This is a genomic window from Terriglobia bacterium, from assembly GCA_020072565.1.
GTDB lineage: Bacteria > Acidobacteriota > UBA6911 > UBA6911 > UBA6911 > JAFNAG01.
This window is the reverse complement of the sequence record JAIQGI010000035.1, coordinates 18982-40036: the sequence shown is the minus strand read 5'-3', so window position 1 is coordinate 40036 and position 21055 is coordinate 18982. Positions and strand designations below refer to the sequence as shown.

12 protein-coding genes are annotated in these 21055 nt (G+C 58.4%); 5 read left to right on the top strand and 7 right to left on the bottom strand.

The features are described from left to right. Position 1: 1 nt before the first annotated feature. Positions 2-2386: a glycoside hydrolase family 127 protein gene (locus LAP85_19895; protein ID MBZ5498665.1), complete on the bottom strand. Its 2385-nt coding sequence runs from the start codon at positions 2384-2386 to the stop codon at positions 2-4. A gap of 117 nt (positions 2387-2503) precedes the next feature. After that, a complete protein-coding gene (locus LAP85_19890) occupies positions 2504-2821 on the bottom strand; it encodes a hypothetical protein (GenBank protein ID MBZ5498664.1) in 318 nt (105 codons plus the stop codon). A 115-nt stretch (positions 2822-2936) separates the two neighbouring features. On the opposite strand from LAP85_19890, the gene LAP85_19885 reads away from it, so the two are divergent. The 4 genes from LAP85_19885 to LAP85_19870 all read left to right on the top strand — a co-directional run bounded on the left by LAP85_19885 (position 2937) and on the right by LAP85_19870 (position 10276). Then, positions 2937-4031: a peptidylprolyl isomerase gene (locus LAP85_19885; GenBank protein MBZ5498663.1), complete on the top strand. Its 1095-nt coding sequence runs from the start codon at positions 2937-2939 to the stop codon at positions 4029-4031. Positions 4032-4478: 447 nt separating this feature from the next. Further along, entirely contained in the window at positions 4479-5429 is a 951-nt protein-coding gene (locus tag LAP85_19880) for a glycyl-radical enzyme activating protein (protein MBZ5498662.1), read from the top strand. Then, positions 5389-7749: a glycyl radical protein gene (locus tag LAP85_19875; GenBank protein MBZ5498661.1), complete on the top strand. Its 2361-nt coding sequence runs from the start codon at positions 5389-5391 to the stop codon at positions 7747-7749. Before LAP85_19880 ends, LAP85_19875 begins: the two co-directional genes overlap by 41 nt. Before the next feature lie 172 nt (positions 7750-7921). Then, a complete protein-coding gene (locus LAP85_19870; GenBank protein ID MBZ5498660.1) occupies positions 7922-10276 on the top strand; it encodes a S9 family peptidase in 2355 nt (784 codons plus the stop codon). 28 nt (positions 10277-10304) lie between these two features. Here the strand turns inward: LAP85_19870 and LAP85_19865 are convergent, their stop codons facing one another. The 5 genes from LAP85_19865 to LAP85_19845 form a co-directional block, all read right to left on the bottom strand. Beyond that, positions 10305-11261: an SAM-dependent methyltransferase gene (locus LAP85_19865; GenBank protein ID MBZ5498659.1), complete on the bottom strand. Its 957-nt coding sequence runs from the start codon at positions 11259-11261 to the stop codon at positions 10305-10307. Next, positions 11261-11995 carry a hypothetical protein gene (locus LAP85_19860; protein ID MBZ5498658.1) on the bottom strand — a complete coding sequence of 245 codons (735 nt, stop codon included), beginning with the start codon at positions 11993-11995 and terminating at the stop codon, positions 11261-11263. The genes LAP85_19865 and LAP85_19860 overlap by 1 nt, the downstream gene beginning before the upstream one ends. Before the next feature lie 330 nt (positions 11996-12325). After that, entirely contained in the window at positions 12326-14059 is a 1734-nt protein-coding gene (locus LAP85_19855) for a hypothetical protein (protein ID MBZ5498657.1), read from the bottom strand. A 52-nt stretch (positions 14060-14111) separates the two neighbouring features. After that, positions 14112-16160, bottom strand: coding sequence for a dynamin family protein (locus tag LAP85_19850; GenBank protein MBZ5498656.1), 2049 nt, complete (start codon positions 16158-16160; stop codon positions 14112-14114). Between the two features lie 101 nt (positions 16161-16261). Then, the gene (locus LAP85_19845) at positions 16262-19000 is read right to left on the bottom strand and encodes a hypothetical protein (protein ID MBZ5498655.1); all 2739 of its coding nucleotides are present in this window, start codon (positions 18998-19000) and stop codon (positions 16262-16264) included. Positions 19001-19399: 399 nt separating this feature from the next. Between LAP85_19845 and LAP85_19840 the strand changes: the two genes are divergently transcribed. After that, positions 19400-20461: a sugar phosphate isomerase/epimerase gene (locus LAP85_19840; GenBank protein MBZ5498654.1), complete on the top strand. Its 1062-nt coding sequence runs from the start codon at positions 19400-19402 to the stop codon at positions 20459-20461. The last annotated feature ends 594 nt before the right edge of the window (positions 20462-21055 follow it).

The window sequence follows — 21055 nt, the reverse complement described above, 5'->3', positions numbered from 1 at the left end:
ACTACTGGGCGATGCGCACATCCAGCACCTGCCCCACGGATGCAGTGGGTGGTGCCTGGAATTTCACCGTGATCTTCTGTTTGCCGCGCGTCAGGGGCTCCGGCAATTTGTATTCAAAATCGAACAGCTCGGTGGGATGGATTTCCAGCGACTGAGCCGCGATCTTTTCCCCGTCCACCAGAATGTCAAAGCTGCGCGGGCGCCCTTCGCTGCCGACGAAGCTGCAGACCAGGAGCATCGGTTTGTCCGGGATTACCTTCAGATCGTAGCTGAACCACCCGCTTCGGCCGGCATCGCGGACGCGCTTGCCGTCGAAGAAATCCGTATTCGAGTTTTGCTGCTGCAGATTATGGTCGCGTTCGTTCTGGTCGTTGCCGATGATCACTGCGTCCACGGTGCGGCGCTCGATTTCGGCGCGCCGGGATTCCCTGGCGACCGCATCGGCCTTCCTTTTGGCCCACTCCTCGTTCGAATAGACTTTCCAATAGACTGTGTAGCGTATGTCGGAAGCCTTGTAGAACGGGACCAAAGCCACATCCTTGGGCTGGCCCACGCCGCTCGTTAGGAAGTCCAGCGGTTTTCCCGCCACCGGCTTCACCTTTGCCAGCACATCCTTCACACTGCCGACGAACGCCGGGACCACCACGGAAGGCACTCGATTGAGCGGCGGGGCACTGGGGCCATAGCGAGTGTTCTGATCCAGGCCTTCCTTGCCGAGATCCCCAGCCAGCACAATCGGTCCGTACAATAATGCGATGACGCTCGGATCGTCCGGCATTGCTTCCGTGCGCAGGCTCAAGGGCAAGCGCACCTGAACCGCGTCGCCGGTCTTCCATTCACGGTCGACTGCGACATAGGAACCGGGCTTGGCGGTGACAGGCTCGTTTTTGCCGTTGATCGTGAGCATCATTCCCGATTGCGCCCACGCCGGGTAACGGACCTTCAGGGTCAGACGGACGGGTTTCCGGCACTCGAACGTCAGCCTGGTCGTGTCCTGCTCGGGGAACCGTGTTTCCTGGCGCACGACGAGCCCTTTGTCTTTCCATGTAAGCTGCGATGCGATGAAGAGATTGAGGTAGAGCGACTGGTCGTCACGGAAATAGATGGTGTCGCCGTATTTTGCCGGATTTTCCATGCCTGTGCCGACGCAGCACCAGAACGAATTGTTGGGAGTGGAGTAGGTCTTGAAGGCGCCCGGCCGCATTGGCACGTAGTAGCACATCATCCCGGTTTCGGGGTCCTGCGCCGCCAGGATGTGGTTGAACAGGCCGCGTTCGTAAAAATCCATCTTCTCGACGGACGGGTCCAGCGCGAACATGTGGCGCGTCAGTTTGAGCATGTTGTAGGTGTTGCAGGTTTCGGTGCTGGAAGGGCCGATGAATTTCGAGAACTGGCTGATGGGGAAAAAGCTCTCCCCGTCGGTATTGCCGCCGATCACGAAGGAACGGTGCAGGGCCACGCGCTCCCAGAAGAACCTGGCGATGTCGTAGTAGCGTTGTTCGCCGGTCAGCTCGTATTCGCGCGCGGCGCCGATGACCTTGGGAAACTGGGTATTGCCGTGCAGGCGGCGGGGCGAGTCCAGATTGTCTGTCCCGGCGGCCCACAGATCGAAGTACACCTTGTGGTCGAATTTGCGGGCAGTGCTCAGGTAATCAGGATTGCCGGTTACGGAGTAGAGATTGGCGAGCACCTCGTTCATGCCGCCATGCTCGGTCATGAGCGCCGCCTGCTGCTGCTCATCAGTGAGGCGGTCGACTCGGAACTTGACCCAATCGGCCATCCTGGTCACGACGTCGAGAGCCTGCTGGTTGTCACAGTAGAGGTACATGTCGAGCAGGCCGGCCATGATCTTGTGCAGCGTGTAATAAGGAGCCCAGACCTGGACGCGCTTGTCGACGCGGTCGAAGAACTCTTCCGGGTAAGCCGACAGAAAGCCCTGGTTGAAGCCCTTCGAAGGCAATGCCTGCTGCACTTTCGCGAGTTCGGCGACGATGTAAGCGGCCTTGTCTTTGAAGCGCGCGTCTCCCGTGCTCGCATACATCATGGCGCAGGCCGAGAGGTAGTGCCCCACGCTGTGGCCGCGCAGCTCGCCCTTTGGGTCTTCCCACCCCCCCAGCGGCTGAGCCGAGGAAGGCAGCCCGGCGGTGACCCGGAAATTGTGGAGCAGGCGATCCGAGTCGAGTTCGAGCAAGTACTTCTGGTCCCGCACCATGGCATCGCGGAAAGGGCCGTCCAGGAGGCGCACATCCTGAAGGTCGAACGGATAGGACTTGAGTGCCACCTTGTCCGGTACTTTCACCTTCGATCCCGGTATAAACGAGCCGGCGGCAAAAGCGAGCGGCACAACGAACGCAAGAATCGCTGGAAAAACGGCCGTCTTCCTCACGTTACTGCTCCTTCCTGCTGGGGGCACTGGGCGCGAGATTTATTTAACACCCTTTATTAATTGCTTTCTACGCATGCTTATAGCACTTAAGAGACCGCTGATAAACGAAAAAGGTTCTTACCCCACTTTTTGAGTAAATGAGGGTTCGAAGAGGAGAAGTCCTTCCAAATTGCTGTCCCTTATCCTATCCTTGCGGCGATCGCCGAAACTACTGGGTTCCGATGACTCCCGGCCATGGTCTTCCTTAATCCGAATTATTTGTGAAGCAGAACCAAACGCCGGTGAAAGGCGACAAAACTGGACGCGGATAAACGTGCAGGAGCTCTTGCCGTCCTGCTTGCCCGGCAAGAGCTCCTGCACTCCGACCAAGAGCGAACGGTCAGCGTCTGTCAGCGTTTTTCCGCGTCCAAAATTTTCTTTTGATCGCATATTCATGAATGATCCGCGCTAAGAAGAGGTGAAACATTGCAGAGGGCGCGCAGAAATGCACTCCAGGATTTCTCCGTGTTCTTTGCGCCCTCCGCGTTGAGATTCTATCAAGGAGCATCTAATGATCCTTCTGAAGATTCATGCCTATTCTGTGGCCCTGTTTCTTGCGTTCCCGCTGCTTCTGCTCGCACAGGGTGGGGGCAGCAAATACCCGAACGGCCTGTATGCCGAGGTGACCACCAACAAGGGGCTGATCGTCCTGCAGCTTGAATTCCAGAAAACGCCGATGACGGCGGCCAATTTTGTCGGCCTGGCGGAAGGCACGATCAAGAACACTGCACTCCCCGAGGGCACACCCTATTTTAACGGCACCAGGTTTCACCGGGTGGTGCCGGGGCACGTCATTCAAACCGGCATCCCGGCCAATGGGAAGACGCAGGGTCCAGGGTATCAATTCCCGAACGAAATCCGCCTTCCCGACCTCAATCACAATCGCGCCGGCATGCTGAATATGGCGAACTCCGGCCCGCACACCAACGGCAGCCAATGGTGCATCATGCTGGGTGACCGGTCCTATCTTAACGGTGACTACACGGTATTCGGCCATGTCGTCCAGGGCCTCGACGTGGTATTTGCCGTCGTTCAAGGCGACGAGGTGCAGTCGGTCAAAATCGTTCGTGTCGGTGCGGCAGCCGAGCGGTTTCGGCCGACGACCGATTCCTTTCAGAAAATGGTCGCGGCGGCCAGGGCACGCGTCCAACAGGCGGATGCGAAGAAGAAGGCCGAGGAAGAAAGGATGATCCGCCGCAGCTGGCCGAAAGCGACTGTAATGGCGAATGGCGTGAAGTTTGTCGTGGTCCGCGAGGGCCGGGGGGAAATACCGGCCGCCGGGACCCGGGTGCAAGTCTCCTATTCAGGGAGGTATCTGAAAGGATTGAGTTTTGTCAGCACGGCCGACGGCGGCAAGCCGTATTTCGGCGACCAGCCCGAGCCGTTCGAGTTCGAGGTCGGCAAAGCAGTGGTCAATCGCGGATTGGATGCCGCGATCGCACAGATGAAGAGGGGGGAAAAGCGCATCGTGATCGTTCCGCCCGGCCAGGCATACGGTACCGGCGGCTATTACGACAGGGAAAAGCCGGGCCAGAAACGCTTCCACATTTCCCCCAACATGACGCTGGTCTACGAAGTCGAAATCCATGAAATTCCAAGTCGATAAGGTCCGCAAAATCTGCGGCTGGTCCTCAGCCTGAACTATTCATGAAGAAGTTGGATGGCAAGCAGAAAAAAACCAGGGCATTGGCCGCCGATGGACGCGGGCATGAGCTTTTGCCGCCGTGCTTGCCCGTTTCTGGCAATCACGATCAGCGCCAAGCGCTGACCCCTGGGGGGTGGCAAATGCTCCTGCACGCCGACAAAATCAAGACTGTCGGCGTCCCTCCGCGTTGTTCGGCGTCCAGAGATCCATTTTTGCCATTGAGCCATGCGGAACTCGGATTAACGGCTCATGGTTTCCGGATTTGGAGGTTGCCGCCAAGGTGCGCGGCGGTTTGTGATGCAGGTTGTTATGCCTGCTTTGGGCTGAAGGGGATTTATTGCGGACCCTCGATATGCTAAACATATGGGCGGGTGGGTTGGCCGCTTACTCATCCACGAAAGGAATCACTTGATTTTCGGGACTGTTTTCAACATCAGCCGCTATGCGATCCATGACGGTCCGGGTATCCGAACCACCGTGTTTTTAAAGGGATGCCCGCTGAGCTGCTGGTGGTGCCACAATCCGGAGAGCATTTCTCCGCATCCGGAAATCTCTTTGCGGCTGAATCGCTGCATTCGCTGCGGCACCTGCGTCGATCAGTGCCCGAACCACGCCCTTTCCATTACGGATGATGAGGTTACCACCGACCCGGCATCCTGCCAGCTCTGTTTCGAGTGCGCCAAGGTGTGCCCTTCGGATGCGCGCGAAGTTGTGGGCCGGTCCATGACCGTCGCCGAGGTGATGACGGAGATTAAGAAGGACGTGCCTTTTTACGATGAATCCGGCGGCGGAGTCACATTTTCGGGTGGAGAGCCGCTGATGCAGCCGGCCTTCCTGCTGGAACTCCTGGATGCCTGCGGGCGGCTGGACATCCATCGAGCGGTCGATACCTCAGGGCATGCCGGCAGGGACACCCTGCTGGAAGTTGCTGAAAGGACCGACCTGTTCCTGTATGACCTGAAGCACATGGATCCCGTGATCCACAGGAAGTTCACAGGCGTGAGCAACGAGCTGATTCTCGAGAACCTCAAAGCTCTGTCATGCCGGCCTGTCGCAATCCGGATCCGGTTTCCTCTCATCCCGGGAGTCAACGATGACCCGCTCAATGTGGAACGGACCGCATGTTTTCTCCAGAAGCTGCACCGAGTGTGCTACATCGATATCCTGCCGTATCACGATGTCGCAAGCAGCAAATATAAGCGGTTCGGCTATAATTACAAGTTGCGCGGACTTCCCCCTTCTGACGCCGCCCATCTCCAGGACATCGCTGCGACGCTCAGCAGTTACGGTTTGTGCGTGACCATCGGAGGCAACGAATATGAACGAACGTATCCGCAAGCTCAGGCAATGCAGCCATGAAACCAGGCCGTGCATCTCGCACGAGCGCGCCGAACTGCTGACGGACTTTTATGCCGAGAATGAGGGCAGATACTCGATTCCCGTGATGCGAGGCCTGCACTTCAAGCACCAGTGCGAGAAGAAGACCATATACATCGGTGCCGGCGAATTGATTGTGGGCGAGCGGGGCCCGTTCCCGAAGTCGGTATCGACTTATCCGGAACTGAACTGCCATTCCGTAGAAGATCTCGAGATTCTCAACTCCAGGAAAATGACGTCATTTGGGGTTTCCCGTGAGACGATCGAGGTCTATCGAAATAAAGTGATTCCATACTGGCACACCCGCAGCATGCGCGCCAAGGTGTTCGCCAATATTCCGCAGGAGTGGAAGGATTATTACGAAGCGGGCATGTTCACCGAATTCATGGAACAGCGCGCGCCCGGGCACACGACTCTCGACGGAACGATCTATCAAAAGGGGATGCTCGATTTCAAACGGGAAATCGCCGAAAGCCTGGCGCAACTTGACTACCTCAACGATCCCGAGGCTACGGACAAAGCCGAAGAGTTGAAAGGAATGGACTATTCCTGCGATGCCGCCATCATCTTCGCCGAAAGGCACGCCGACCTTGCCGAGAAGATGGCCCGGGAGGAAACGGACGGGGCCAGAAGACGGGAGTTGCTCAAGATCGCCGATGTCTGCCGCTGGGTGCCTGCCCATGCGCCGCGGGACCTGTGGGAAGCCCTGCAGATGTATTGGTTCGTGCACCTGGGCACGATCACGGAATTGAATGGCTGGGATGCCATGAATCCCGGACATCTGGATCAGCATCTGCTGCCTTTCTACGAGATGGGATTGAAGGAGGGAACCTTGACCCGGGACCAGGCGAAGGAACTGATCTCCTGCCTGTGGATCAAGTTCAACAACCACCCCGCCCCTCCCAAAGTCGGCGTCACTGCCGCGGAAAGCGGCACATACAACGACTTCACCAACATCAACCTCGGCGGCCTGAAGCGGGACGGAAGCGACGGGGTGAATGAGGTCTCTTACGTTATTCTCGAGGTAATCGACGAGCTGCACCTGTTGCAGCCGCAAGCCAACATCCAGCTGAGCCGCAAGACCCCGGATCATTTCCTGAAAGCGGCCTGCCGGGTGATTCGGAAGGGTTACGGATATCCATCGGTTTTCAATGCCGATGAGGTGGTCACGGAGCAGGTGCGCATGGGCAAGTCCGTGGAGGACGCCCGGGAAGGCGGCTGCAGCGGCTGCATCGAGACCGGGTGCTTCGGCAAAGAAGCCTACGTGCTCACCGGGTATCTCAATACTCCGAAGATACTCGAGCTGGCGCTGAACAACGGCGTGGATCCACTCTCCGGCAGGCAGATTGGGCCAAAAACCGGCGACCCGAGAGAATTTCAAAATTTCAACGAACTCTACGACACCTTTGCCAGACAGCTCCACCACGTTGTGGACCTGAAGATCCAGGTCAACAACTACATCGAGCGCATGTTCGCCGCCTGGGCTCCGGCCACCTTCCTGTCTGTGGTCATCAACGACTGCATCCGGAAGGGCAAGGACTATTACCATGGCGGGCCGCGCTACAACACGAATTACATCCAATGCGTAGGGATCGGCACGATCACCGACAGCCTGTCCGCCATCAAGAAGCACGTGTTTGAGGACAAGAAGATCACGATGGACCGGCTCCTGACTGCGCTGCACGACAACTTCAAGGACGCTGAACTACTGCGCCTGACCCTGGTGAACAGGACGCCTGCATTCGGCAACGACGACGATTTTGCCGATTCCATAATGCAGCGGGTCTACGCCTCCCTGTTCGATGCCATCGACGGAAAACCCAATACCAAAAGGACCACATACCATCTGGACATGCTCTCAACCACCTGCCACATCTATTTCGGGAAGAAGCTGGGCGCATCGGCGAACGGTCGGTTTGCGGGTTTGCCCGAATCGGACGGCACGTCGCCTTCGCATGGAGCGGACCGACGCGGGCCCACCGCTGTGGTCCGGTCCCTGAGCAAGATGGATCAGTTTAAGTCAGGCGGGACCCTGCTGAACCAGAAGTTCCTTCCCAGCGTGCTTGCCGGTGAGGAGGGCCTGGTCAAGATGGCCGCGCTCATCCGCACCTACTTCCGGCTCGACGGCCACCACATCCAATTTAATGTCGTCGATGCCGAAACGCTGCGCGATGCGCAGAAGCACCCGGACAACTACCGCGATCTGCTGGTGCGCGTGGCAGGCTACAGTGATTACTTCGTGGATCTGGACATCTACCACCAGGAAGAGATCATCGCCCGCACCACGCAGGAAACCATCTAGCGATCCCTACGAACCTCGTCTCAACGCAGAGAGCGCAAAGCCGGCACGAATGATTCGAAGAACACGCATAGAGGGTAGAATTGCCGATAGGCACGAATGGGGCAGGGAAATGCAAATCAGAAACAAGGCGGGGAAACTCGGAGTCATCCTGTTCCTGCTGGGTGTTCCGATCATGGTTCTCTCTCAAGGGACGCCGGCGGATTACGAGCGCGCCAGAAACCTGCGTGCGCAGACGCAGGGCCTGGTATACGACAGCCCTGAGCGGCCTGCCTGGATCGAAAAGAGTCATCGTTTCTGGTATCGCAAATCGGTCAAGGGCGGAAACGTGTTCATGTTGGTGGATGCCGATCCGCTCCATAAGCAGCCCGCATTTGATCACGACAGAATCGCGGCTTCGCTCTCAGCGGCGGCGGGACGGAAGTATACCGGCGTGACGCTGCCGTTCAACACCGTCAGTTTCGTGGATAACGGTGGCGCGATCGAATTTCAGATCGGGTCGGTGCCGTTGCCGCAAGGTGTCGAATCCGATCTGCTGTTTCCCCCGGGACCTCGAACCAATACAGGGTGGCGATGCGATCTCTCCACCTATGCCTGCACCAGGGTCGGTGGAGCGGATACGCCTCAGGGGCCCGCCGGCCGGGGCGGACAACCGCCCGCTGGCGGGCGTGGAGCACAGCAGACCGAACCGCAGCCCAGGGTATCGCCGGATCAAAAGTCGGAGGCGTTTATCCGGAATTTCAATGTTTGGGTGCGCAATCGGGATACCGGGAAAGAACTTCAGTTGAGCTGGGACGGATCAGAAGGAGACTACTATTCCTGGAATATGCAATGGTCTCCCGATTCGGCGAAACTGGCGGCCTTTCGCACCAAGCCGGGCTACAAGAGAGAGGTCCGCTATATACAGTCTTCTCCTGAGGACCAGCTCCAGCCGAAGTACTCATCCATCATATACAACAAACCAGGCGACGTGATCGATGTCAACATGCCGGTGCTCTTCCAGGTGGACACCCGGAAGCAGATCAATATCGACAATCACCTCTTTGCGACTCCGTATGCCAACGAACAGATCAGATGGTGGCGGGACAGCCGGGCCTTTACCTTTGAATATAACCAGCGGGGACACCAGGTGTACAGGATCATAGAAGTGGATGCCGTCACCGGCACGCCCCGGGCGCTCATTAACGAGGAAATGCCGACTTTCTTCTGCTACTCGGGCAAGAAATTCCGCGCCGACATCAACGATGGCAAGGAAATCATCTGGATGTCGGAACGGGACGGCTGGAATCACCTTTACCTTTATGACGGCACAACGGGGGCGGTGAAGAATCAAATCACCAAAGGGCAGTGGGTGGTGCGCGGCGTGGACAAGGTCGATGAAGGCGCCCGCCAGATCTGGTTCCGGGCCAGCGGCATGTATCCCGGCAAGGATCCCTATTTTGTTTATTACTATCGGATCAATTTTGACGGCAGCGGATTAGTAGTGCTCACGCAGGGCGATGGGACGCACTCCATCAATTTCCCCTCGACGGGCCGGGGCGGCGGCGGTCGAGGAGGACCCGGCGGAGCTTCCGGAGGGTCCGGCAGCTTCTCTGCAGACCTGGCCTATTACGTCGATACTTATTCGCGGGTGGATCTGCCTCCGGTGATGGAACTGCACCGAACGTCCGACCAGAAGGTGCTCATGGAAGTCGAGCGCGCCGACATGCAGGACCTGCTGAAGTCCGGCTGGGTTGGACCTGAAGTGTTCGTTGCCAAGGGGAGAGACGGCAAAACGGACATCTGGGGAATCATTTGCCGGCCTCGAAACCTGGATCCATCCAAAAAGTATCCGGTGATTGAAAACATTTACGCCGGCCCGCAGGATTCCTTCGTGCCCAAAGCATTCAATCCGTACAATGCCATGCAATCGCTCGCCGAGCTGGGTTTCATCGTGGTGCAGATCGACGGCATGGGGACCAGCAACCGGTCCAAGGCATTCCACGACGTCTGCTGGAAGAACCTCGGAGACGCAGGCTTCCCGGACAGGATCCTGTGGCATGAGGCCGTGGCTGCCAAATATCCCTACTACGATATTTCGCGGGTGGGAATCTACGGCACCTCTGCCGGCGGACAGAGCTCCATGGGCGCACTTCTGTTTCACCCGGAGTTTTACAAAGTGGCGGTTTCCAATTCCGGCTGCCACGACAACCGGATGGACAAGATCTGGTGGAACGAACAATGGATGGGATATCCGATCGGCCCGGAGTACTCCGCGGCATCGAACGTGGACAACGCGAACAAGCTGCGAGGGAAACTGATGCTCGTGGTCGGCGAGATGGACACCAACGTCGACCCTGCGTCCACGTTTCAGGTGTGCAATGCCCTGATCAAAGCCAGGAAATACTTTGATCTGCTCTATGTACCGGGCGGCGGGCATGGGGCAGGGGGTGAATACGGGGAACGCAAACGCAACGACTTCTTCGTGAAGCATCTCCTGGGAGTCGAACCGCCGGACTGGAATCAGATAACCGCGGGTGACGGGCGCTGATCGAGTACTGAGTGATGAGGATGGATCGTTAGGGCGCCTCCTGTGCCGGCTTCCTGCGGAAGATGAGGATTGCGCTTTCCAGTTCCGGTGGAAGCACATAGCCGGCCAGCGTCGGGTCGTGATTCCACTCGAACCTGGATTGGTTTGAGTAGGCCTCCCAATTTCCGCTGGCGAACCGGTAGCGGCTGCCGATGACCACGTACAGCTCGACGCTCTTCGTTGCGAACACATGGCGCTCGAAACTGTTAGCCGGCGGCGGCCACGAGCAAATCACCGTCTGCGGCTCGTATTTGTCAAGTGCCTGCCTGGCATCCAGCCGCTCGACCGCCTCGGAGTATTCGACGGCATGTTTCCAGCTGTGATCGTCGGTTGCAGCAATGCGCACTCCTTTGGCGGCGAGGAAGCGCGAGAGCGTTCCGTCGCCGGCTCCGATCTCGAGGCACATCCGGGTGCCGAGCAACCGCGCCAGCTCCTCGATCAGTTTCCGCGAATAGAAACAATAGATCCCTTTGGGCTGTACCAGGGGCATCAACAGTCGCTTCTGGCCCACAATGCGCCACCAGAATCTGAACCAGCCCAGCGAAGCAGGCTTGCGCGTGAGGTGATCGCTGAATAGCAGTTTCTGGATTATGTAGCCATTGATCAGGTTGAAGCGGACCTTGCCGGAAGCTTTCCCCGTAGCGGCGGCGAGGAAGCACTTATCCAGAGCGAGGAGTGTCATCCTGCTTCTGACCAGGTACGGCAACGCGGATTCGATCACCCTTAGATTATTGCGGCTTCTGCGGATCCTGCCCTTCCAGAATTCCGCGGTCGACCTGGCCGCCGAGGCCAGGTCGCTCAGTGTCTGCGCGCAGCCATCTTCGAGGGCGGCAACAAGCTCACGGCCGGCATCCTCCCACAGGATGGGATAACGCTCCATCAACTCGTGCAGACGGGGATCGCCGCTCAGCCAATTCAACTCGTCCTTAGGAGCCGGTCTGACCATCAGAAGATCAGCTTGCCTTGATAGACCATCTTCTTCAAATCCCATTTCCCGGTGATCAGAAGGGTCTTCGGGAGTTCGATGCCCTTATTCTGCGGCAAGGAGAGGGTGGTTTCGAACCGGATTTCCTTGTTGTTTGGGGCGACCAGCGGGCTGCCGTCCGGGAGGTTGCGCGGGAAAATGAATCTGAACCCGTAACCACTCTCACCGAGCGGATCGTATTGCGCCAATCCGACTTTCTTGCCGCCGTCGGTGCCCAGATATGTTTTGCTCGCAAGATCCGCGGTTTTGAGGCTGCCGAGGAGATCCGATATGATCAGATCCGTGTTGGAACCTGCAGGACTGGCGCTGAAAGTCATTATCAGAATGATGTTCTTGTCGTCTTCTTGATCGATATATTTTCCCCAGTCGGTCTTACCCGCATTGGCCGGGTCGGCGAGAATCGCTCGGCGAGCCAAAGCCATGCGGACCGGCTTGGCAGTGACTAGACTGAAACGGAAGCTGAGCTTGTCGTAAGCCATTTCCGTGCCTGAAATCGTCTCGCCGGTGGAGCGCAGGTGCCCGATTTTCTCGAGGGATTTGTTGAACGCACATGCCCAAGGTGATTTTTCCAGGACGGTGGTTACTTCATCCTTCGACCAGTCGGGATAGGGTTTTTTCTCCCAAATCCCCTGGGCCATGATGATAGCTGCCATTACGAGGATCACTGCAAATACTGCCGCGCTTCTGCGAAGCATGATGACCTCCCTTGCCTCGGACTAGAATTCAAATCTCTGGCCGACCTCTCTTGAGGAGTTTTTTCGGACCACACCAACGGCGAATCACTCAAGACTCCGTCTGTGGTCTCTTTCCCACCCGTGCAGGGTTTGCCCGCCCCTCGTTGTCGGATGCGAGCGTAACAGAATCTGAGAGGCATTGGTACTCCCAGCTTCTCTTTTGGCGGAGCAAACAAATATACTCGGTTAGATACCTGACCAGTCTGATAGGTTCAGTATTTTTTTCGGAATCCGCAGAATGGACTCCCCCCAAGGCGGCTCGGAGTGGGGTTATCGCGCCCCTCACCGGGCTCAGGCAGGAATGCTGCCGGGTTCAGGGATGCCGTTTTGAGGCGAAGTCCTGCTCTCTCCGAGATTGGCAACAACGATCCAGGTCACAATAGTCATGCACACGAGGTGGCAGAGAAGCAGTGCAAGGATTGTTTTGGATCCGATCCACGATGCCTGCTGCCGCGCGAGCCGGCTCAAAATGAGCGTGAAGGTTGCGGGGGAGTAAAGCTCGAAGAGATTGCCCAGATGAAAGCGGGCGATGGAAAAACCGCCATAATACGGGATTGTTTTGCAGAAATAGGCGACAAAATTGATCACCACGACGTAACCGATCGTGGCTGCCTGTGCAATCTTTCCGGTCTTCCAGGGGAGCGCTTTAAGCCCATACACCAACAAAAGCAGTTCGGGGACGATGGCCGCATATAGGTAGTACCCGCCGGTTCCACCCGGCACCCTGACGAGGATGAAGTTTTGCCACATGTGATAGGCTGCGGCCATGAGGAAGAACGAATAAAACAAGAAGGCGATCGCGAGGCTCCTGTCCTGCCTGCGCAATTCTTCTCCATTGATCAGGGCGATGGAAGAGGCGCGCGCGTGTCTTCTGCAAAAGCGCCTTATGGCCGAAACGCCACGACCTAATAATCCAAGAACTGCGAGGAATACGAGGAGATATCCAAAATTATAGATGGCTCGCGAGAATTCCATCAGGCTCATGTTCCCCAGCCAGATGTGCTGCTTGATCATGCCGTGCCAGGCAGCCAGCCAGGGCACTTTGCTTGCCATCGCGAAACGATCTGCGAGCGACAGATTTGCCGTCAGAGTGAGTTCCTGCATGCCCGAGAGATTGCCGTAAAGCAGGTAGTTGCGTACGTACCACCAGGAACTGATCCCGGCAGCCAGAATCAGTATTATCGCGATGTGGCGCAGGAGGCGTTTTCTGTCGGCGGAGGTGCAGACGGCAACTGCAAAAACGGCAACAGCCCCGGCCATGACCGCCAGAAAGTAGGCTTTGGTCAACAAACCAAGACCCAGGGCAATCCCTATCTGCAGTGCTCGTCCGCCGCTCGGGATGTGTGCGAAGTAGTCGATGACCAGAAAAACCACAAGGCTGCCCAACGGCACGGCGAGCGCATCATTGGAGATGCGTGCGATTGTTGCGATGAACATGGGCATGAGCGCGATGACAAATGCGAGCGTGCGGGATTCCACACGCCCCGGGAGCGCGCGGCGCGCCGCCGCGTGGGCTGCCACGAGCGTCAAAGACCCGATCAACAGTGAGAAGAGTCGCAGGCAGAATACCCGCGACGGCAGATCCAGAGAGGAACACATTCTGTAAACCGGAACGGCAATCAGGTAATAGAGGGGAGCGTGGTGCGCTTCGTAGTTGGAGATAGGGTGCTGAGTATCGGGAAGCATGCGCTCCTTTTCCCTGATATCGCGCAGATCCTGGGCTCTCTCACGCCGCTCGACATCAGAAAGTTGCGAGAGGGCCGCGAAGGTCGTATAGTGGCCGCCCAGGATGGAGTTGAGCGCATTGGAAATGGGCCCGATCTCGAACGACCGGGTAACCTCCCTGGAAAGCATCGACTTGCCGTAAACCGGCAATGCACCATTTTCGGCCAGGTGCTGAATGTAGGCGTAGTGAAACGGTTCGTCGAAGCCCTCCCAGACTGGGGTAGTGCTGATAAACACCAATCCCTGCAGGATCAGCGCGATCCAGAGTAGCCAGGAACATGTGTCTCTTGCTGTGCTCATTTGCGTTCATCTGCCGTCGGGGCAGAGGGAGGCCGTGTCTGCTTTTGCTTTGCTACCCGCCACGTGGATCGACGTCCGTTCGAGTGTGCGCGCCGCCCGGGAGTCCCTCCGCGACGTTTTGGCTCCGCAAAAAAGATATGTCCTCCATCAGCTTTTCATCGGTTGGTGCGGATGCTTTTGAGGGGCTCCGATAGCGGAGCGGGTCCGTCTGGAGATGCAAGCTTTCCTTGAGGGCATTCAGGGACATCAGGAACCAATGTGTGAGCCTCGGCTGCAGCTCCTCCAATATCTGCAGCAGGCGAGCTCCGAGCATTTCCTCGAGTTCCCTTCGAAAGTGCCGTGCTTGAGCCGCCTGGCTGGTGCGCGCGCGAGGCTCCGGCGCAGAGACCGTCACGCCGTCCAACATAGAAACCTCCGGCGGGGGAAGAGCCGGAAGCCCGGGGAATTCCTGAGTGATGAGTCCGACGGCATGGTCGCTCTTTTTCAATTCGTCGATCCCGGCGCTGAGCCGGTGCGTGAGCTCCAGGTACTCCTGCAGAAGAGGATGGCAGCGTGAGGCGACAGCCAGGATCACGGTTCCGGCGACGAGATCTGCCGACAGACGGCCCGATGGATCGCCAGCGGCTGATGCATGCGCCAGGATTGAAGCTACCTGCTCCAGGATCTCCTCCGACCAGGCAGAAACCCTGTCGAGCCCATGCTCCCAGTGTTGCTGAAATGTCGCCACGCTTTCATCCATGCGCCGCAGGATGCGTTCAGTTCCGTGAGAGAGGCCCTCTGCCGCGGCAGTGCGGCTCGCCTGCATTTCCAGCGTTGCCAGCAGCGATGCGCGCAGCGATTGTGCTCTTCTTTCGACGGCATCGATCATGGCGGCGCGGGATGCCTGGACCAGCGGAGGGATCGTGCGCTCGAACCAGGTACTCAACGCGGGTGCCCAGGCCACCATCGAGCTGATGGGGATTACTTCCGGTGCGGACCCGAGATGTTCCACGATTGTGGTGCGGGCGCGCGTCAGCACGCGTTCGATGTCCTCCGGAGCCAGGAGATCGCACTTGCTGATCATCACCGCCGACGGAGTGCCTGCAGCCTTCAGGGCCCGAAGCAGGTCCAGATCCTCGCGGCCCGGCAAACCTCGACCATCGATCAGTACCAGCCCGAGGTCCGAATTCGGCAGGGAGGCAGGGGCAAACTCGGTCCCGCTGTTCGGGAAGCAGCCGATGCCCGTCGCGTCGACGAAGGCGACTCCTTCCTGCAACCGCCTGGATGGAACCGACGCTTCAAGAGCGATGACGCGCTTCGAGTTCGCGTGGTTCTTCTCCTCGGTTCCATATTGTGCCAGCTGCCCCACGGGAAGTTCTTCGACCCGGTCCAGAAAGGAGACCCGCAGTTGCGGCTCGGAGCCGGCAATTATGTGGATCGGCGCGGCCGTTATCGGTGTCAGCCCCACGGGCAGCAGCTGAAACTCCAGGAGCCGGTTGATAAGTGAGGATTTGCCTGCGTGGCGTTTGCCGAAAACGGCGATCACGTATCGGTGAGATTGGGCTTTCCGAATGATTGCATTCAGGGCCGGCAGAAACTCAACCAATCCGTGGGTCGCGATGATCTGAGCCATTCCCTCTATCAGGCCCACAAGTGCCGGCCTGATTTCAAGCTGAGGAAGCCCACGCGCCTGTACTCCGCGTGATTCGGACAGGAAAGTGAGGAGCCGGCCCACCAGTTCGTGGATCTCCTGGAGGGTCCAGGACAAGTCGCGCGCGGCAACGGAGTCCATTTTGCCATAGCCACGCATCTTCTCGGGATGGATGTCTTCCAAGGTGAGGTCCAGAGAAGTAAGGCATGTCCGAAGTTTCCCACTGGAAAAGGTCGCCGGGGAAGGGGCCTCAATGGCGCATTTTTCCAGAAGTCTGGACATCTGCTCGCGGATTTTCCCGGCATAACTCTCAACCCAGCGAGACTGTGCCGGCGACAGATCCCGGACATACCCTGAAAACAAGGGATTCGCGCCCGGTGCCAGCGCACGCAGGCTCTCCTCCAGCAGCTTATCCGCATACTGGAGCGAGGTCAGGATTCTGCGCTTGTGATTGTCGTTCAGTCCAGTCATTTACCGCCAAGACCCGAAGACTCTAAAACTCCAGGACGACCATAAGAGATTTCATTTCTTAGAGTCTTTGAGTCTTGGAGTCTTAGAGGTAAAGTTACCCCTCATTTCCCGTAAATCGCTGAATTGAATATGACCCTGAACGTCCCGAACGGCTGATCGCGCCACTCGGGGCGGAAGCCGATGAGCACGACGTGTCCCTGACCGAGCTCGACGTCGAGCGCGGCGGCCTTTCCCTGGAGGTACTTCTCGCCGATCAGATATCCCGACAGCAGCGGCGAGCCGGTCTGCTGATACTTCGCCAGTACCTTGCCTTGGAAGCCTTCGAGTGTTTCGAAGACCGGGCTGTTATCGACGAACACAGCTGCCTGCTCCTGCATCCCGGCCATCACGGGGTGCGTCGGATCGACTGTCACCTGGACGATCGACCCACGCAGGAAAAAGTCCTGGGATCGCAGTCCGTCGGCGGCATTCTTGACCGGCAGCTTGAACTGCTGAATGGCAAATCGGTAGGCGCTATTGAAACAGACGACTGTGCCGCCGCCGCGAACGAACGCCTCGAATGCCGCCAGGTCGTCTTGTGTCAGAACATAAGCGTATTCCGGGCGGGGAGTCCCTCTGCCACCACCGCCACGACCCCCGGCTGCTGCCGGCGCTGCGGCTCCAGCCCGGCCTCCCGCGCCCGCTTGAGCCACACCAGCCCCTCGAGTGCCTTGTCCCGCACCGCCGCCGCGGCCGCCGCCGCCCTCTACCGGTATCCTCGCATCGTCGGCGAGGATGACGACATCGACTTTGTCGCGAAGGGGCAAGTGGAAGTCTTCAGGATGCAGGTTCACGAACTCGAAACCGTACTGCTCGAGCAGCCAGCGCGTCCACCCTGCATCCATACTCGCGGTCCACGGTTGGAACAAGCCGATGCGCGGCTTCTTCAGCGGCGTGCCGCCGGCAGCGGTGCGCTCGGCGACGAGCGCCAGCGAAGCTGCCAACTCAGCCTGTGCGGATTCCGCAAGACCACGGATCACATATCGTGCACCGGCGCCCTGCGTGCCCGCCACGAATTCAACGCTCGCACCCTGCTTCCATGCACGGTTGAGAGCACGGAACGAATTGTTCTGCCCGGGATCGACGGCGAGTGCCGGACCGCTGCCGGTGATTCTTCCCGGCGGCGGGACGATGGCCGCCGCGGACGGATTCGAGTCGAATCCAATTCCGGGTACGCTGTCGAATGGCGCCGCATCGCTGGATTCGTTCATGTTATACGGCGTCGGTTTGACCCCCGGATCGGGCATCGGGCCCAGCAACTTCATCTTGGTGCGCATATCATCGGTGAGCGGCGTTGATATGTACGCGATCCTGACCCCCATCTGCAGCGGCAGCGTCCACCCGGCGGCGTCATAAGGATTCACGGGCGGGCCGCCCGGATACTGGCGCAGATCCGGATATTTCTGGACATCGAGCACTTCACGCGCCATCGCCGCGAATTCCTGGTCGGTGGGAATCACCCATGTTCCGGCCGGATACGTCACGTTGTCCAATGCGATCGGCGCCGTGAGCTGCGACACGCGCACGCCGCTGAAAGCGAGGCGGCGAAGCATCTCAACGGCCGCAACCGGATCGCGCTGGTCCGTCGGAACGACATAGGCATAGGGTGCGCTCTTCTTGCCTTTGGCGATTTGATCGCGGCCGGCCTGATAGCGATTGTAAAGCAGCGAATCCTTGTACTTGGCGGCCCACTCGAGCGTCGACAGCGAGGCGGTTTCGTCGTAAGCGACTGCGTCGGCCAGGCGCCACCACCCCCCCGGCCATGGGCTGGAGTAAAGGCTTTGCGGCCGGAGCTCACCCTCGGTGAGCGGGGATTCGCGAGGCGTCGCCCCGCTTCCCGCCGTTTCTGTCCAGAAGGCGGGGATGTTCTTGAAGATGGGGGCATAGTCGACGTAGCCGGGATACCAGGCATCGAAGGATGTGCCCATGTGCGTTGCCCCGACCTGCCCCCGCTCTTCGAGACCTTTGGCGATCGCCATGCCGATCATGTTCACCTCGCGTGACATGAGGTAGGGCGCACTGATCCCGACGGGCTCGGAGAACGGCGGCAGCCAGATGCGCGTTGGGGGCGGCGACGACTGGTGAAAAACGTAAATGATGTGCGGCTCCCACTGACGCCAGAAATGCTCCATCAGACGCGACTCGATCATATTCATCATGTAGGCGTCACGATTGTTATCGTGGCCGACGTACTCCTGGTAGAGGCGCGGCATGCCCGATCCCTCGTAGGGCGTGCCGAAGTTCTTCGCCTGCCACTCGGCCACCATCTGCTGGCCATCCGGGTTCATGGTGGGCCACAGCATGACGATGTCATTGTCGAGGATCTCCTTCATTTGCGGATCGTCCGCGCGGCTGATCAGGTCGTAAGCAAGCAGCGGCATTTGCTGCGCTCCGGCTACTTCGCTCGCGTGACAGCCGCCGTCGAGATGGACGAAGGCCTTGCCTTCGCGCGCGAGCTTGCGGGCTTCGTCGTCGGTCAGGCCGATGGGGTGCGCCAGGCGCTGCGCAATCTCACGATAGCGATCGATTCTGGCCAGGTTCCTCGGATCCGAGAGCAGCGCGAAATAGACCGTGCGGCCCTGCGTGGTCTTGCCGGCTTCCATGAGCTTGATGTATTTGCTCGCCGCCGCAAGCTTCCTGAAGTAGGCGATCGATTGGTCATAGGTCGCCAGCTTGTTGTCGGCGCCCGGCTTGAATCCGAATACCGATTCAGGCGTCGGCACTGCGTTCGAGCCCAAGAGCACCACGGCCTGGCTTACGAGGAACAAGACGGCAAATGACAGCGCCAATTTTCGCATCACGATCACTCCTAAGGAAACGCGTCACCCGGCCTGAAGCACGGTCACGCGGAATAGTGGTCATCCTACCGCGGAGAATCCTGTGACACAACACTCAAAAGCGCAAGCCACGAGGTTCTCCGAAGCCGGTCAAATTCCCGGTCTTACCTGGCCTGCCCGCGCAGAATTCTTAATCACCTCGGACTTGAATCTCCGCAAAAATCACAGGTCGACACTATCTCAGTCTCTTTGGCGGAATTCTCATTGGCCCGAAAGCATTGCGATTGTCGTTTCGGGCTGATACATTCGGCAGGCACAGATGCCGGGCCCGCGAATGTGTCCTCCCTTGTGAGACCTGTGACTTCCAACGCGGGCATGCTGCTCGATGCCTATCGTAGTCTTATGCCGTGAGAAGGAGAAGCTATGAACGAAATCGACCGGAATCATGCAAATCCGGACCGGCGCGCTTTTCTCAAAGTCGCCGGGAGCAGTTTGACGGCCGCAGGCGCGATTCTGGCTTCCGCGCGCATGGCCGCCACTCTTCCTCTGAGCGAGAAGGAAAAGCTCGCTCGCATCGCCTCCAACACCTATCCGCTGCGCTCCCTGTTCAAGACCCGCAGCACAGGCCGCCCTGCTAATCCCGAAGTCCAGGCCTTCAAGAAGAAATACGGCGAGATCACCATGCTGGACTTCCCACAGTTCACAAAAGACACTTTCCCGGGCGTTCGCTGCATGGATCTCTGGTCCTCGCTGTTTGGCGACGTCGGCGACGACACCATGTACCTCAAGGCGGAATTTGATCCGTCGTCCGCTTCCGGGAAAAAATGGCTGGACCAGCTTGCCGCCAGGATCGCGAGCACGGGCGTCAGGTGCCACCACATCTCCAACAACGCACCTCGCAACATTTGCGATCTGGATGCCGATCTGCGCAAACAGGGTATCGCCGTGGCAAAGGTGTGGCTGGACGGGTGCGCCCGGATCGGAGCCAGGACGATGCGTGTAAACACAGGCGGTCCGAGAATCGTGCCTTCGGCCTCCGCCACCCAAGGCTACCCGAGGAACGACGAGATCGTCAAACTCCTGAAAAACGCCATCGAATCGTACAAGGAAATGGCGGACTACGGCGGCAAGGTCGGCGTCAAAGTCACCATCGAGAACCACTGGGGGCTGAGCGCGGATCCCATGAATGTGCGGATCATTCTAGATGAAGTGAATCATCCTTTCTGCGAAGCCTCCCCTGATTTCTGCAACTGGGAACACGAGTACATGCTGTTCCATGCGCTCGAAGCCCTGGCCCCTTACACGCACACGACCGTTCATGCGAAATACTGGGACCGCTGGAGCACCAACGATGTGCAACGCTGCGTCCGAATCCTGGAGAAGGCCAAATTCAAGGGCATTTATGCCTTGGAGTATGAGGCGGGGCCATGGGACGGAGTGGAGGGCTCCAGATACCTGCTTAAAGAGGTCATGGCCGCTCTCTGACCGTTTTTGGCGGGCAGGACCAGGGGATCGAACCATAACCAAAACATCAGCCAAGAAACACACGGTGCCGAATATCCGCAACCTAAAGCCTCAACGAAGAGGCAGCAGAGGATTATCCCTTCTGCATGACTTTTCTCCACGACCTCTGCGACCTCTGCGTTGGTCTTTTGCTTTTCTCGCCTAAATGGCAAGGATCTGTAGGTAAGTAGTACGAAAGACACGGGATCCTCCTCGTGTGTTTGGTATGTATCGCGGCGAAATCATTGGTTTCTGTCCCACGCCGGTGTCTGCCCGGGCAATCCCTGAAAAAATCGAGTAGGCGATTTCCATTTTGTTGCGTTCTTGTAAGTGAAATTCCTGGTGTAGGGTCGGGGATTTCCCCGCCATGGCATTCTCACCACTCTGCTTTGGGGGAGGCAGTACGGTGGGAAACACGGTAGTGGCTTGGGCAGATCGGGTTTTCCCGGATCAATCTGCCCACCACTGCCGGGACATGGAGCCTGCTGTAAGACCCGTTGCCAGCCGGCCCGATGATTATCGAGTAGTCAGAATCCGGCAGAATGGGGCATATCGGAATCCAGTCGACTCATGGGA